The 15,001-nt window shown below is 72.8% G+C and carries 15 protein-coding genes; 12 read left to right on the top strand and 3 right to left on the bottom strand.

What is annotated here, in order from left to right; translation table 11 throughout:
* The first annotated feature begins 199 nt into the window (after positions 1-199).
* The 6 genes from ACS5PV_RS06115 (at position 200) to ACS5PV_RS06090 (ending at position 4,745) form a co-directional block, all read left to right on the top strand.
* Positions 200-424, top strand: a complete 225-nt coding sequence (locus ACS5PV_RS06115; protein ID WP_455394444.1) for a hypothetical protein — start codon at positions 200-202, stop codon at positions 422-424.
* A 254-nt stretch (positions 425-678) separates the two neighbouring features.
* On the top strand, positions 679-1,758 hold the full coding sequence (locus tag ACS5PV_RS06110; RefSeq protein WP_455394443.1) for a transglycosylase SLT domain-containing protein: 1,080 nt from the start codon (positions 679-681) through the stop codon (positions 1,756-1,758).
* Between the two features lie 100 nt (positions 1,759-1,858).
* Complete coding sequence (locus ACS5PV_RS06105) at positions 1,859-2,485, top strand: NepR family anti-sigma factor (protein WP_455394442.1); 627 nt, start codon at positions 1,859-1,861, stop codon at positions 2,483-2,485.
* A gap of 165 nt (positions 2,486-2,650) precedes the next feature.
* Positions 2,651-2,896, top strand: coding sequence for a hypothetical protein (locus tag ACS5PV_RS06100; RefSeq protein ID WP_455394441.1), 246 nt, complete (start codon positions 2,651-2,653; stop codon positions 2,894-2,896).
* Between the two features lie 171 nt (positions 2,897-3,067).
* Positions 3,068-3,874, top strand: coding sequence for a transglutaminase-like domain-containing protein (locus tag ACS5PV_RS06095; protein WP_455394440.1), 807 nt, complete (start codon positions 3,068-3,070; stop codon positions 3,872-3,874).
* A 199-nt stretch (positions 3,875-4,073) separates the two neighbouring features.
* Positions 4,074-4,745: a L,D-transpeptidase gene (locus tag ACS5PV_RS06090; RefSeq protein ID WP_455394439.1), complete on the top strand. Its 672-nt coding sequence runs from the start codon at positions 4,074-4,076 to the stop codon at positions 4,743-4,745.
* A 167-nt stretch (positions 4,746-4,912) separates the two neighbouring features.
* On the opposite strand, the gene ACS5PV_RS06085 is transcribed toward ACS5PV_RS06090, so the two are convergent.
* On the bottom strand, positions 4,913-5,224 hold the full coding sequence (locus ACS5PV_RS06085) for a hypothetical protein (protein ID WP_455394438.1): 312 nt from the start codon (positions 5,222-5,224) through the stop codon (positions 4,913-4,915).
* A gap of 145 nt (positions 5,225-5,369) precedes the next feature.
* Between ACS5PV_RS06085 and ACS5PV_RS06080 the strand changes: the two genes are divergently transcribed.
* A complete protein-coding gene (locus tag ACS5PV_RS06080) occupies positions 5,370-5,609 on the top strand; it encodes a hypothetical protein (RefSeq protein WP_455394437.1) in 240 nt (79 codons plus the stop codon).
* A gap of 168 nt (positions 5,610-5,777) precedes the next feature.
* Here ACS5PV_RS06080 and ACS5PV_RS06075 read toward each other — a convergent pair whose 3' ends face one another.
* On the bottom strand, positions 5,778-6,299 hold the full coding sequence (locus tag ACS5PV_RS06075; protein WP_455394436.1) for a phasin: 522 nt from the start codon (positions 6,297-6,299) through the stop codon (positions 5,778-5,780).
* 286 nt (positions 6,300-6,585) lie between these two features.
* On the opposite strand from ACS5PV_RS06075, the gene ACS5PV_RS06070 reads away from it, so the two are divergent.
* The 3 genes from ACS5PV_RS06070 to ACS5PV_RS06060 all read left to right on the top strand — a co-directional run bounded on the left by ACS5PV_RS06070 (position 6,586) and on the right by ACS5PV_RS06060 (position 12,658).
* The gene (locus tag ACS5PV_RS06070; protein ID WP_455394435.1) at positions 6,586-9,501 is read left to right on the top strand and encodes an ATP-binding protein; all 2,916 of its coding nucleotides are present in this window, start codon (positions 6,586-6,588) and stop codon (positions 9,499-9,501) included.
* 65 nt (positions 9,502-9,566) lie between these two features.
* Complete coding sequence (locus ACS5PV_RS06065; protein ID WP_455394434.1) at positions 9,567-10,907, top strand: ABC transporter substrate-binding protein; 1,341 nt, start codon at positions 9,567-9,569, stop codon at positions 10,905-10,907.
* A 386-nt stretch (positions 10,908-11,293) separates the two neighbouring features.
* Positions 11,294-12,658 carry an MFS family transporter gene (locus ACS5PV_RS06060; protein ID WP_455394433.1) on the top strand — a complete coding sequence of 455 codons (1,365 nt, stop codon included), beginning with the start codon at positions 11,294-11,296 and terminating at the stop codon, positions 12,656-12,658.
* Between the two features lie 44 nt (positions 12,659-12,702).
* On the opposite strand, the gene msrP is transcribed toward ACS5PV_RS06060, so the two are convergent.
* Positions 12,703-13,677 (bottom strand): protein-methionine-sulfoxide reductase catalytic subunit MsrP, encoded by a 975-nt coding sequence (msrP, locus tag ACS5PV_RS06055; protein WP_455394432.1) that lies wholly within the window; start codon positions 13,675-13,677, stop codon positions 12,703-12,705.
* A 186-nt stretch (positions 13,678-13,863) separates the two neighbouring features.
* Between msrP and ACS5PV_RS06050 the strand changes: the two genes are divergently transcribed.
* Together ACS5PV_RS06050 and soxA are read left to right on the top strand one after the other, a co-directional pair.
* Entirely contained in the window at positions 13,864-14,097 is a 234-nt protein-coding gene (locus tag ACS5PV_RS06050) for a hypothetical protein (protein WP_455394431.1), read from the top strand.
* Positions 14,098-14,192: 95 nt separating this feature from the next.
* Positions 14,193-14,978 (top strand): sulfur oxidation c-type cytochrome SoxA, encoded by a 786-nt coding sequence (gene soxA / locus ACS5PV_RS06045; protein WP_455394430.1) that lies wholly within the window; start codon positions 14,193-14,195, stop codon positions 14,976-14,978.
* The last annotated feature ends 23 nt before the right edge of the window (positions 14,979-15,001 follow it).

Raw genomic sequence — 15,001 nt, 5'->3', positions numbered from 1 at the left:
AACGCCAGGTACGGCGCCACCAGCGCCCATTCTTCATCGGACACGTCGGACGGGTAGGCGGGGCGATCGGCGCTCATACCCCTCAACGCCCACGCTACGTCATAAGTTCATAACACGCTCTAGGTCACGCGGGCGAGGGAACCGGACCACGACTTGCGCTGTTCAGTGACGTCCATGACGTGACGTACGGGAGATGACCATGCGCAAGATGATTGCCGGGACTGTGCTGGCCGTGGGTCTGGCCGGATTCGCCGGGGCCGCCGAGGCCAAGGGCTGCATCAAGGGTGCGGTCGTCGGCGGCATCGCCGGCCACGCGGTCGGCCACACCTTCGCGGGCGCCGCCGCCGGCTGCGCGCTCGGCCGCCACCAGGCCAACAAGCGCCAGCGCGACCGCGACACCGCCGTCCAGCCGGCCACCCGCTGAGCGCTTCGCCGCACCGCACCATCGCCCCCGCCAGTCGCCGGAACGGTCCCGCAGGTCGAGCTTGGCCGTAGCGGGACCCGAATGCTCGGCGGCGCGAACGGCGAAGCTTGCCTGCGGCGAAACTGAGCTGTGCGAGCGTCGCCGTCATATCGCCACATCTCACCGGCTTCTTGCGCTCCAGTGGCGTGGAAACCGGGGCGATACACCAGATGCGACGTCGAGCGGACGGACCGGCACAGCGGAGCGGCCTGCGGATGGCAGGCGCTCAAGGAAACGTTCTCTCCGCGCACGCCCTCTCGGCAGACGCCCTCTCGCTCGGTGCCCGGGCCGCCCACGGGGGCGTGCCCGTCATGGCGCGCACGCTGCTCGCCGCGGGGTGCTTCGCGGCAGGGCTCTCGGCCCTGCTGCACCAGTACGGCGCCGACCTGATGACCGCACGGCCGGCCGTTACCATGATGGCCGACCTCCTGGTGATGCCGACGCCGAAGATCCAGACCATCAAGGCCCCGCCGGCGCCGGCCCGCGACGCCGGCACGATGGCGCCGCTTCGCGAGCCGGTCCACGACCTCGACACCGCGCTCGGCTCGTCGGGCGTCGACCGGGTCTCCTACGACGACCTGCTCGCCGCCAGCACCGGGGGCGACCCCAACGAGGTGCTGAGCTTCGGGCCGATGCGGATCCGGCGCCACCTCGTCCAGACCATCGTGCGGGCCGCCGCGACCGTGCGCACCGACCCGGTGCTGCTGATGGCGGTGGCCGACAAGGAATCGAGCTTCCTGACCGAGGTCCAGGCCCGGACCTCGTCCGCCACCGGCCTCTACCAGTTCATCGAGCGCACCTGGCTCCAGGTGATGCGGGAATTCGGCGCCCAGCACGGCTACGCCCGCGAGGCGGGGCTGATCGGCGAGGACAACGCCGTCGCGGATGCCGGCGAGCGCGCCCGCATCCTCGACCTGCGCCGCGATCCCTCCCTCTCGGCCCTGATGGCGGGCGAGATGCTGAAGCGCGACGCCGCCCGCATCGCCGCCCGGATCGGCCGCGACCTCACCCTCGGCGAGACCTACCTCGCCCACTTCCTCGGGCCGGACGACGCCGAGCGCTTCATGGCCAAGGTGGTCGAGGAGCCGAAGGCCGAGGCCGCCGCCCTGCTGCCGAAGCCCGCCAAGGCCAACCGGCCGATCTTCTACGAGCGCGTCGGCCGCCGGAAGGCCCGCAGCCTCACCGTGGCGCAGGTCCACGACAAGTTCGAGGCGATGATGAGCACCCGCGGCGCCCGCTACCGCGACGTCGGCGCCCTGATGGGCGTGATGGCCTACGCCGCCGACACCCCCTGAGGGCTCGCGAAAAAGCGTCGTATCGGCGCCTTCTTCTGGGGAAACCTCGCGCCGGGTCGAGGCTTATCCTCCTGATCGATCCAGACGACAGGAGGTCACGATGGGCGCGCCCGGCGCCGGGTGCCGCACGGGCGGCACGCAACTCACACCCACCCTCTCCCTCGACGCCCTCGGGGCCGGCCTCGCCGCGGCCTATGACGGCCTGGTGGCCGAGGCGGTGCCGGACCGGCTGAGCGCCCTCCTGCGCCAGCTGGAGGCGCGCGAGGTGGAGACGGCCCGCGAGGCCGCCCGCGGGCGGCAGGCCGGCGACGGGGCGCAGGCCGCCGATGCCGGCGGGATCCCCGCCGGCCGCCTGGCCCTGCTCGTCGGCGACGTGCCGGGTGCGGACGAGGCCGCCTCGCTGCTCGCCCGGGCCGGGCTCGAGACGATCCGCTGCAACGACCCGGATGCCGGATTGGAGGCCCTGCGCGTGCACGGCGGCGAGGTCGCCCTGGTGCTGATCGGCCTGCCGACGGCGCGGGCCGGCTCCCTCGACGGGGCCGGGCTCGCCCGGGCCGTGGCGACGCTCTGGCCGACGGTCCATCTCATCGTGGCGCAACCGCCCCGGCCGGAAGCCCGCGTGCCCGAGGCGCTGCTGCCGCCGCAGGCGGTGCCGATCGACCGGGCGCCCGACCTGCTGCCCCTCGCCGAGCAGGCGGCACGCACCCCGCGCCCGCCGGTGGCGTAGGACGTCTCCCGCCTGCCCTCGCCCGGCCTCGCGGTCCGGCGAATTTGATCGGCACGGCACTCCTGCCTACATTCCTGCGGGAAGGGCGGGCGGCTCCATCGGCCGCGCGGTCTTCCGGAGGCCGTGGGCCGGAGGAACCGGCCGGACAGATCGGGGGATCTGGAGATGACGACGAACGAGCGCGACAGCTACCGGGCCGAGTACGCCGCGACGGCGGGACAGCAGGCGGCCTTCTTCCGCGAGCAGGCGGAGCGCCACCGCCAGGAGGCCGAGCAGGCGCGGGTCTTCGCCGAGCTGAGCCCCGGCGAGGAGAGCCTGGAGCAGAACCGGCGGGCCGAGCGCCTGGAGACCCTGGGGCGCCACGACGACACGATGGCGGAGGCCTTCGAGGCGCGGGCCCGGCGCAGCTGAGGCGGACGGCGGGTCGGTCGGCGCGCGTCCCTGGTCGCGGATTGGCCGGGGCGGCCAAACTTCGTTCAGCGTCTGCCGATTCTTCGCGCAACCCGCCGCGACGCCGGAGCCTTACCCTGTGTTGTCCCGATGGCATCGGCCCGTCGGCAGCATCAGGGAGCCAGCACCGTCATGAGGATACGGACCGGGTACGCGATCACCTTCGATTCCCCGGCCCCGACGCCGATGCTGCTGATGCTCAGCGTGCATCCCTCGCGGCTCGGCGACTGCCTCACCTCGCCGGCGATGCGCTTCGACCCGCCGATCCCGGCCCGCGACTATCCCGACCGCTACGGCAACACCTGCACCCGGATCGTCGCCCCGCCGGGGCGGCTGACCATCTCGGCCGACTTCCTGGTCCATGACAGCGGCTGGGCGGACGAGTACGCGCCGGACGCGATTCAGCACCCGGTGCAGGACCTGCCCGACGACGTGATGGTCTACCTGCTCGGCAGCCGCTACTGCGACACCGACAAGCTGTCGAACACCGCCTGGCAGCTCTTCGGGAACACGCCCGAGGGCTGGGCCCGGGTGCAGGCGATCGTCGACTACGTCCACAACCACATCCGCTTCGACTACCAGCGTGCCGACTCGACCCGCTCGGCGCTCGACGGCTTCAACCAGCGCGAGGGCGTCTGCCGCGACTTCGCCCATCTCGCCGTCACCTTCTGCCGCTGCATGAACATCCCGGCGCGCTACTGCACGGGCTATCTCGGCGACATCGGCGTGCCGGCGGTGCCCGATCCGATGGACTTCTCGGCCTGGTTCGAGGTGTACTTAAGCGGGCGCTGGTACACGTTCGACGCCCGCCACAACAAGCCGCGGATCGGCCGCATCGTCATGGCGCGCGGCCGCGACGCCACCGACGTGGCGATCTCGACCAATTTCGGTCCCTCGCTGCTCGCCGGCTTCCAGGTCCACACCTACGAGGTGGCCTGACCCCCGGAGCGACGTGACCCGCGAAGCGACCCGGTCCCTCCGGCGCATGGCTCGGATGCCGCCGACCCGATCAACGAAACGTGAACCGTCCCGCGGGACTAGGCACTCCACCTTCGCCGTTAGCGTCGCTTTAACCGGGAACCACTGAGCCGGGACAGCATTGTACAGCAAAGGTAACTGCTGAGGTAAGGCTCCGGCCATGAAGATCTTCGCTACCGCCCTTGCGGGCGTTCTGAGCGTGTGCGTGCTTGCCTCCGCGCCGGCCAAGGCCGCGCCCTACGATCCCTTCGACGCCAATCCCGGCGAGGATTACTACGCCGGCCAGCCCTACGACGCGCCGAGCTATCGCACGCAGGGCTATTACGGCCAGGGCCAGGCCCAGTACGGCCAGGGCCAGGCCGCCGGCAGCACCGACCAGGCGCAGGTCGCCCCGATCCCGCGCGAGCTGGTTCCCTTCAACGGCGCCTACAGCCCGGGCACGATCGTGGTCTCGACGGCCGAGCGCCGGCTCTACCTCGTGCTCGGCGACGGCATGGCGCTGCGCTACGGCGTCGGCGTCGGCCGCCCGGGCTTCACCTGGTCGGGCACGAAGACGATCACCGCCAAGCGCGAGTGGCCGTCCTGGACGCCCCCGAAGGAGATGCTGGCCCGCCGCCCCGACCTGCCGCGCTACATGGCCGGCGGCATCGACAACCCGCTCGGCGCCCGCGCGATGTATATCGGCGGCACCCTCTACCGCATCCACGGCTCGAACGAGCCCGACACGATCGGCCAGGCCGTGTCCTCCGGCTGCATCCGCATGACCAACGACGACGTTACCGACCTGTACTCGCGGGTCAAGGTCGGCGCCAAGGTGGTGGTGCTGAACTAAAACATCAGACTAAGCAGATTTAGCCGAAGTGGTTACCGGTTCGGCGCCGAAAATCTGCGGCAAAACAAGAACCTGAGCGGACGAAGCGGTGGCCTGCCAACGCAAGTCTGCTTAGGAGCGATCCTCGATCCGGTCAGGGCCGCCCTTCGGGCGGCCCTCTTCGTTCGTCAGGGCACCACGCGGCCCGGAGCGGGCGGCTGCGGCGCGCTGAAGCTCGCGATCGGCACGTCGCAGAAGCAGCGGGCGCCGAGCGGGCGCGGGCCGGGCAGCGGGCAGGAATAGGGCTGCGGCCCGGTGAAGCCGCGCTGCACCGCGTCGCAATTGTAGCCGACCGCGCGCCGCGGGGCCGGACGCTCGTAGCGCTCGTAGCCGTAGCCGGGGGGCGTGTCCTCCCGGTAGTACTGCGCCTGGGCCGAACCGGTCAGGGCCGCGACCAACAGGACGGCCGACGACAGGCCGGCGCGAACGAACCCTCGCATCATTGCGTTCCTCTCTGGCGGGGAGTTACCCTGCGTGACGCCGCGAGTCGGGCGCCCCGGGGCCGCCTCGGTAGCCGAACCGCCCCGGTCCGGCAAATCGCGGCCGGCGCGGCCCGTGCCGCGCGAGCGAGCCAGGAGATCCGCCGTGACCACCTCGGCCCAGTGGCAGCGCACCCTCGACGCGGTTCTCGAACTCGCGGAGGACATCGCCCGCATCTCGCCAGACTGCGCCGACCGGGCGATGCAGATCGTCCGGCTGATCCGCGCCTGCGACCCGCCGGCCCACCGGTCCGGCGCCAGCGATCTCGACGCCGATGACGGTCTCAACGAGATCGAGGTCGGCATCGGCCCGCTGCACCGCAGCAAGACGTCGGACATGGGGTGAGCGCCGGTTCGGAACGTCATGGGACAGGGCGGGAGGCCCCGCGCCTCGCTCTTCCAGTCCAGCCCCGCCTCGCCCCCCGGACGCGGGCTGCCTCGGACACGAAAAAGGCCGCGCCCCTCGCGGAGCGCGGCCGTGGCCGTCCTGGAGCCGGCCTGGGCGGCCGGCGTCTTAGGACGCGGCGTCCTTGGCGGCGTTGGTGGCCTGGTCGGTGGCGCTGCGGGCGGCGTCGGCGCCCTTCTGCATCGCCTGGCGGGCCTGCTCGGTGCCCTGCTGCATGGCGTTGCGGGCGTGCTCGGCACCCTGCTGCATCGCCTGCTTGGCGTTCTCGGCGCTCTGCTGCATCGCGCTCTGGGCAAGGCCGCCGAACTCGCGGGCCTGCGTCTGCATGGCGGCGAACTGGCTGCGCACGAACTCGGCCTGGTGCTGCATCGCCTCCTGCACGTCCTTCGAGCGGACGAGCTTCTGGGCGAGGTCGAACGCGGCGTTGACGTTCTGCTCGGCGAAGGAGAAGCCGCGGGTCGAGACGTCCTGGGCGTTGGTGCGGGCCATCTCGGCCGAGCCCTGGAGGGTGTCGGCGGTCTTGCGCGCCGCGCCGAGGAACGAGTCGAACGCCTTGCGGGCCTGCTCGACGCTCTTCTCCGCGAAGTCCCGCATCTCGGTCGGGATCTCGTAGTTCGGGGTCTGGGTCATGTTCGTCTCCTCTTTGTTCGGCGCGGCCCCCGGCGCGACACGCTGCGGGCACGGCACTTTTGGGGCCCGGCACGTTTGTGCACTGCACAATAGCATGCTTTGGGCGAAATGCCACCTTTTCGAGCGGCGTTAAGGTTGACGGCACGATAACGCAGCGACTGCGCATTTCGTGCCGGTGCGAGAAGGGGCCAGTTGGTTTAAAGCAGGCAGGGCGGGTTTGGTTCTCGCACGGGGCCGGTCGGGGGATATCGGTCGTCGGGTCCGGTGCGTGGCGTGGGGAGAGGCAGTGGGTCGGGACGTGCTCTTCGAGACGACGATCGAGGCCCTGCGGGCCGTTCCGGCCTTCGGGCAGCGGATCGCCGGTGCCGATCGCGCGTTCCTGCTCCTCGACCGGACGGCCACGCAGCTGCTCCATGCCTCCCCGGCCGCCGCCGCCCTGCGCGAGACGATCGCCGACCCGGACGGGCGGATCAATCCGTCCCTCGCCCTTCCGGCACAGCTGCGCGGCTCCCTGGCCCTGCCGGTCGGGACGGCGCAGCCGCGACTCGAGCGCCTGCGGCTGGCCGGGCGGCTCGCCCCGCCCCTGCTCTGCGCCTGCCTGCCCGCCGCCCTGCCGGACGGCGAGCCCGGGCTCGCCGTCGCGATCCTCGATCCCCTGCCCGCGCGACGCCCGCGCCGTGCCGCGGCGGTCCCGGTCGCCGCGGACACGGCGCTCGAGCCCGCCTCCGTCCCTGCCCCCGTGCCGCCGGAGCCCGCCCCCCGGCCCGCGCCCGGCCCCGGCCTGCGCTTCCTGTGGCGCAGCGACGCTCGCGGCAGCCTCGTCGAGGTGACGGGGCGCCTGCCCGAGACCGTCGGCGCCTCGCCGGTCGGCCGGAGCTGGGACGAGCTCCTCGCCGGCCCGGTCGAGGCCGAGCCGGTCCTGGTCGAGGCCCTGGCGCAGCGAAAAACCTTCCGGGCCGTCCCGGTGCGCTGGCGCATCGCCGGGACCCGGGACGCCGTCCTGGTCGACCTCTCCGGGGCGCCCCGCCTCGGCGCCGGCCGCGCCTTCGCGGGCTTCAGCGGCTTCGGGGTCGTCCATCCGGAGCGGATCGTCCCGGCCGCCGACCGGCCGGAGGCGGCCGAGCCGAAGCCGCTCCGCCCGTCCCTGCGCGAGCGCGCCGCGGCGGTGATCGCCATCGGGCGCCTGCCGACCGGCGAGCCGGCCGCCGCGCCGCCGGAGGCCCCGCCTCCCGGCCCGGCCCCGGACGCGCCCGACTTCGTCGCCCTCGCCGGGGCGACCATGGGGGAGCTCGCCGGCCTGATGACCGCGCCCTTCGCGCATCTCGGGATGAGCTGGGGCTTCGGCGCCAAGCCGCCCGGTCCGGGGCTTCCGCCGACGGACGCACCCGACGCGGCGGCTTCCCCGCCCGTGCATGCGTCCCAGCCCGCGCCACCTGCCGCGCCACCCTCGGAATCCCCGCGCGAGGACGCGCCGCCCGCGCCCGCCGCCGCGCAGGAGCCGCCCCAAGCCACCGAGACCCCGGCGGAGGAGCCGCCCGCCGCCGCCCTCTCGCTCAACGAGCACGCCGCGTTCCGGGAGATCGCCCGGGCGCTCGGCGCGCGCTTTGCCGGCGATCCGGAAGGCGCGGCGCCCGCGCCGTCCCCGGCGCCGCACACGACACCGGCCCGCGGTGCCGTGACGCCGTTCCGGGGGGCGCAGGCGCTGGCCCGGCTGCCCGAGCGCGGCGCCGAGGTGGCGCTCGCCCGCCTCGTCGAGCGGCTGCCGGTCGGGCTCCTGGTCCATCGCGGCGACGAGGTGTTGCTCGCCAACCGCCAGCTCCTGGCCCTGTCGGGCTACGACAGCCCCGAGGCCCTGGCGGCGGCCGGCGGCCCGGGGGTGATCTTTCGCGGCCGCGACCCCTCCGCCTCCCCCGGCCCCGGGGAGGGCGCGCCGGTCGCGCTCGCCACCCGGGGCGGCGGCAGCGTGCCGGTCGGCGTCACCGTCGGCGTCATCGAGTGGGACGGCGCGCCGGCGAGCCTGCTCACCATCCGGCGCCTGCCCGACGCCGATCCGGCCCAGTCGCTGGCCGCCGCCGAGGTGCACCTCGCCCACCGCGACGCGAACCTGCGCGAGACGACGGCGATCCTCGACGCGGTCACCGACGGGGTGGTGGTGCTCGACGAGGAGGGCCGCATCGTCGGGATGAACCAGGGCGCGCGCGACCTCCTCGGCGCCGATCCCCGCGAGGTCGCGGGCACGCCGCTCATCGGCCTCTTCTCCCCCGAGAGCCGCCCGGCGGCCCAGGCCGCCCTGCTGCGGGCGAGCGCGGGCGCCACCGCGACGACCGGCGACGAGGTGACGGCACGCGGGCCCGACGGCGCCGTGCCCCTCATCCTCACCCTGGCGCCGGTGGCGAGCGGACCGCCCCGGCGCGTCGCCGCGGTGCTGCGCGACGTCTCGGCCTCCCGCCGCACCGAGGCCGAACTCGTGCGCGCCCGGCGCGAGGCCGAGCGCGCCAGCGCCCAGAAATCCGACTTTCTCGCCACGATCAGCCACGAGGTCCGCACCCCGCTCAACGCGATCATCGGCTTTGCCGAGGTGATGCTGGAGGAGCAGTTCGGCCCCGTCGGCAGCGACCGCTACCGCGACTACCTGCGCGACATCCGGGCCTCCGGCGAGCACGTCGTCAGCCTGGTCAACGATCTCCTCGACCTCGCCAAGATCGAGGCGGGCCACCTCGACCTCGCCTTCGCGGGCGTGCCCCTCAACGACCTCGTGGCGGCCTCGGTCGCCCTGATGCAGCCCCAGGCCGCGAGGCAGCGGGTGGTGATGCGCACGAGCTTCTCTCCCGGCCTGCCGGCGGTGCTGGCCGACCAGCGCTCCTTACGCCAGGCCGCCCTCAACGTGATCTCGAACGCGATCAAGTTCACCGATGCGGGCGGGCAGGTGATCGTCTCGACGGCGACGACCGACCGCGGCGGCGTGGCGCTCCGGGTCCGCGACACCGGCATCGGCATGAGCCCGGAGGAGATCGAGACGGCGCTCCAGCCGTTCCGCCAGATCGCCACCGCGCAGCGCCGCGGCGGCGGCACCGGCCTCGGCCTGCCGCTGACCAAGGCCCTGGTCGAGGCCAACCGCGCCTCCTTGCGGATCTCCAGCCGCCCGGGCGAGGGCACGCTGGTCGAGGTGCTGTTCCCGGCCGCCCGCGTGCTCGAATCCTGACCTATCGCGCCGGCGTCCGGGGGCGTAGGCTCGGGCCCGGTTCACGCCCGTTCCAGGACACGGCCATGTCGCCCCGCCCCGCCGCCATCGCCGCCCTCCTCGCGCTCGCCCTCCTGGCCGGCCCGGCCGCTGCCGCCGACGCCCTGCCGCTGACGGTGCTGACCGAGCGCACCGGCCCGATGGCCGCCGCCGGAACCTCCCTGGCGAACGGGCTCTCCGACTATCTCGCCATGCTCGGCCGGCGCGACGGCGGCGTCGCCGGCAGCCCGCTCGCGGTCGAGGAATGCGAGACCGGGGGCGAGGCCGCGCGGGTCCAGGCCTGCTACGAGGCCGCGGTCGCCCGCGGCAGCATCGCGCTGGTGCCCGGCAGCGCCGACGCGGCGCTCGCGCTGCTGCCGCGCCTCGCCGGCGACCGGATGCCCCTCGTCGCCGCCGGCTACGGCCCGGCCGCCATGGCGAGGGGCGACGTGCTGCCCTGGGCCTTCGCGCCGCCGGCCACGGTCTGGGATTCGCTGAGCGCGGCGCTCGCGCATCTGGCGCAGGGCGGCAGCGAGGGCAGCCCGGAGGGCCGCAGCCTGGCCTATGTCCACCGCGACAGCCCGGCCGGCCGCGAGCCGGAGCCGGTGCTGCGGGCGCTGGCCGCCGAGGCGGGCCTCGCCTTTCGCGCCTACGCCCTGCCGGAGAACGCCGAAGAGGGCGTATCGCCCTGGCGTGCCGTCCGCGCCGCGGATCCCGACTACGTGATCCTCGATGCCACCGCCGGCCTCGCCGGCACCCCGCTGCGCGACGCGGCGGCCGCGGGCCTGCCGCTCAACCGCATGGTCACGGTGGGCTGGACCGGCGAGGACGACCTGCTGCGGCCGGCCGCCGGCGCCCGCGACCTCACCGCCAAGGGCCTTCGCACCGTGACCTGGCACGCGCCCGGCGACAGCTTCCCGGCCTTCGACCAGATCGACCTCCTGGTGATCGATGCCGGGCTGTCGCGCACGCCCAAGGAGGAGAATCCCGGCCCGCTCTACAACCGCGGCGTCTATGCCGGGGTGATCCTGGCCGAGGGCATCCGCAACGCGAAGGCGCTCGCCGGCACGCGGGAGGTCGACGGGGCCGCGATGCGCCGCGGGCTGGAGGCGATCAACCTCGATCCGGTGCGCTGGAAGGAGCTCGGCCTCGTCGGCTTCGCCCGCCGCCTGCGGCTGTCCTGCGCCGACCACAGCGGGCGGCGCCCGCTCACCGTGCAGGAATGGACCGGCGCCCGCTGGGTGCAGGTCGGCGACGAGATCTCGCCCCCGCGCGAGCGCCTCGGGCCCCATCTCGACGCCGCGGTGGCGGCCCTGGCCGAGCGCGTCGCCACCGAGACCGGGACCGCCGGCGCCAAACCCCGGGAGACCTGCTCGGCCGGGCCCTGATCAAGTCTTCGCAAGATTGCCGCGTTGCAGCACGGCGTCCGTCCTGGTCCGGACGGTTTCCCTGAACCACTCCGGACGTCTCTCCGGGCGACTGATTCTTACCGCAGACCCTTGCGTCAGGCAGATATCCTTGGGACACTCGCCCCGTGCGGCAAGAAAATGCCGGAATGGTGCGGTGCGGGGCTGTACCCCGGCCGTGCATTCTCCTAAGCAGATTTCGCCGAAGTGGCTGCCGGTTCGGCGCTAAAATCTGCGGCAAAACAAGAACCTAAGCGGACGAAGCGTTGGTCTGCCAACGCAAGTCTGCTTAGTCCGTGCGCGGCGCCCGGCCCCGAGGGTCCGGTCGCCCCGCCATCGCCCATCCCCGGGAGGAGACAGACCCCGCGATGACAACCACCGCCCAGAGCCGGCCCGGGGCCGCGCGGCCCGCCGCCGCCGACCACCTCGCCTCGCAAGACCCGACCATCGCGGCCTACGACAACAAGGCCCGCATCAAGGCCATCATCGGCTCCTCGTCGGGCAACCTCGTCGAGTGGTACGATTTCTACGCCTACGCCTTCACGGCGATCTACTTCAAGGACGTGTTCTTCCCGGGCTCCGACCCGACGGTGCAGCTCATCAACACCGCGGCGGTGTTCGCGATCGGCTTCCTGATGCGGCCGATCGGCGGCTGGCTGTTCGGCCGCGTCGCCGACCGGTACGGCCGCAAGACCTCGATGCTGATCTCCGTGATGATGATGTGCGCCGGCTCGCTCGTCATCGCGATCCTGCCGACCTACGGCCAGATCGGCATCTTCGCGCCGATCCTGCTGCTGCTCGCCCGCATGGCGCAGGGCCTCTCGGTCGGCGGCGAGTACGGCACCTCGGCGACCTACATGAGCGAGGTGGCGCTGAAGGGGAAGCGCGGCTTCTACGGCTCGTTCCAGTACGTCACGCTCATCGGCGGCCAGCTGCTCGCTTCGCTCGTCGTGGTGCTGGTGACGCTGACCCTCGACGACAAGGCGATGACCGCCTGGGGCTGGCGCATCCCGTTCTTCATCGGTGCCGCCGCGGCCGTGGTCGCGCTCTACCTGCGGCGCTCGCTGCACGAGACCTCGACCGCCGAGACCCGCACCTCGCGCGAGGCCGGCAGCATGGCGTCGATCTGGCGCAACCACCGCCGCGCCTTCATCACCGTGCTCGGCTACACCGCCGGCGGCTCGCTGATCTTCTACACCTTCACCACGTACATGCAGAAGTACCTGGTGAACACCACCCACATGGACAAGAAGACCGCCAACCTGGTGATGACGGCGGTGCTGTTCACCTACATGGTGGCGCAGCCGTTCTTCGGCATCTTCGCCGACAAGTTCGGCCGCAAGACCGCGATGCTGCTGTTCGGGGCCTCGACCACGCTGCTGACGGTGCCGCTGCTGCACGCGATCGCCGACGCCAAGACCCCGATCGTCGCCTACCTGCTGATCACCGCGGCGCTGATGTGCGTCTCGTTCTACACCTCGATCAGCGGGCTGGTGAAGGCCGAGATGTTCCCGGCCGAGGTGCGGGCGCTCGGCGTCGGCCTGTCCTACGCCATCGCCAACGCGATCTTCGGCGGCTCGGCCGAGTTCGTGGCCCTGACCTTCAAGGAGGCCGGCTACGAGACCACGTTCTACTGGTACGTGACGGCGATGTGCGCCGTGGCGTTCCTGGTCTCGCTCCAGATGCCCGACAGCCGCCGCTCGGGCTACCTCCAGGGCGACGGGACGGCGTAAAAAGACGCGGGCCGGCGCATCGGTCGATGCGCCGGCCCGGCCCGTCAGGCGAACAGGCGCTCCTTCTCGAGCCCCTTGTACAGCTCGGCGACCTGGGCGCCGTAGCCGTTGTAGATCAGCGTCGGCACCCGCTCGTCGGTGCCCAGCACCCGCTCGCTCGCCTGGCTCCAGCGCGGATGCGGCACCGCTGGGTTCACGTTGGCCCAGAACCCGTATTCCGAGGCCTGCAAACCCTCCCAGAAGGTCTTGGGCCGCTCCGCCGTGAAGGTGATGCGGTTGATCGACTTCACCGACTTGAAGCCGTACTTCCACGGCACGGCGAGCCGCAGGGGCGCACCGAACTGGTTGATGAGCGGCTTGCCGTAGACGCCGGTCACCATGAAGGCGAGCTCGTTGTTGGCCTCGGCCATCGTCAGGCCCTCGGTGTAGGGCCAAGGGTAGAAGAAGGCGCGTTGGCCCGGCGCCATCGCCTTGTCCATGAAGGTCTGCATCTGGATGTACTTGGCGTCGCCGGTGGGCTTGGCGAGCGCCACCAGCGCCGAGAGCGGGAAGCCGGTCCAGGGCACCGCCATCGACCACGCCTCGACGCAGCGGTGGCGGTAGAGCCGCTCCTCCAGCGCCATCTTGCGCACCAGGTCCTCGAAGCCGATCTCGAACGGCTTCTCGACGAGGCCGTCGACCTTGATCGTCCAGGGCTGGACTTTCAGGGCGTTGGAGCCCGGGGTGACGGTCTTGTTGGTGCCGTACTCGTAGAAATTGTTGTAGTCGGCGCTGTAGCGCTCCGCCGTCACCGGGCGGTCGAGGGTGTAGGCCGGGTTCTGCTTGGCGGGATAGAGGTCGGCGGTCTTCGTCGCGCCGGTCCCCTCGCCGGGCAATGCGGCGAGCGCCGGCCCGCCGGCGAGGGAGGCCGCCGCCATCCCGAGGCTGCCGCCGAGGAGCGCCCGGCGGTTGAGGAAGATCGATTCGGGCGTGGCGAGGCGCTCGGGCATCTCCCAGCCGCGCTTGACCTTGATCAGCATGGTTCGTCCCTCGAAGGCGGCGTCCCGGAGGACAGGTCCCGGACGGCGATGTCTCGCAGCGGAGATCGGGGCGAAAACCCGGCAGCGCAAGTCACGGTTCGGCGAGGACGCTGCCGCAGCGTGATCGCGTGTGGGCGGCGCCGGCCCGGGCGGAGACAAGCGCCCCTCCGCATGCGATAGGACCTGATGCCAGCCAAGAAGCCGAAACAAACCGCCTTCACGGTCGCCGTCTCGGCCCCCGATACCGGGTCCGCCGCCCCGGGCCTGCGGGTCTACGTCGCCATGGCGACTGACCCGCTCGCCGCCGTGGCGGCCGTGCAGGCGGTGGCGCCGGAGGCGGCGGTGGAGCTGAGCGGCACCCTCTCGGACCGGCTCGCGGCCCGGCTGAAGCTGCGTCCGGGCGAGGTGCGGCCGATCTGACGGCGGGTCTTCAGGATCGGTGCGGCGTGCAGGCGTGCAGCCTGCCGTATAATCTCCGGCCACTCGCACCACTGGCCACGAGGAACGCCCCCGGCATGCGCGCACCGGGCCATCGCACGCTCACCGGCCTCGCCCTCGCGGCGGCCCTGCTCCTTGGCACCGCCGCGGCGCAAGGCGTTCCGCCGGCCGAGCGCCGCTCCGGCTTCGACCAGATGGCGCCCGAGACCCGGGCGATGCAGGCCGACGACACCGCCAATCCGGGCATGCTCTGGGTCCAGGACGGGGCGGACCTCTTCGCCCGGGCGCCCTCCCCCGGGGCCCGCCCTTGCGCCGGCTGCCATACGGATTCCGCGATGCGCGGCGTCGCCGCCCGCTACCCGGCCTGGGACGAGGGCACGGGCCGGCCCGTCGATCTCGAGGGCCGGATCAACCTCTGCCGCACCCGCCACCAGGCCGCGACGCCGCTGCCGCGGGAGGGCCGCGACCTCCTGGCGATGACTGCCTATCTCGGCCACCTCTCCCGCGGGCTGCCGCTGGCACCGCCGGACGATCCCCGCCTCGCGCCGGCCCGGGCCGAGGGGCGGGCGCTGTTCGAGACGCCGATGGGCCAGCTCGGCTTCTCCTGCGCCGCCTGCCACGACGCGCAGTGGGGCCGGCGCCTCGGCGCGAGCACGATCCCGCAGGGGCACCCGAACGGCTACCCGCTCTACCGGCTCGAATGGCAGGATCTCGGCTCGCTGGAGCGGCGCCTGCGCAACTGCCTCACTGGCATGCGGGCCGAGCCGCTCGTGTCCGGCTCGGCAGAGGCGGTGGCGCTCACCCTCTACCTGATGCAGCGCGCCGCAAACCTGCCGGTGGAGACCCCGGCCGTGCGTCCGTGACGGTGGCGGGGCGGATCCTGGGG

The sequence above is a fragment of the Methylobacterium sp. Gmos1 genome (genome assembly GCF_053764715.1).
The sequence above is the reverse complement of the archived record's forward strand: the minus strand, read 5'-3'. Positions and strand labels throughout refer to the sequence as shown.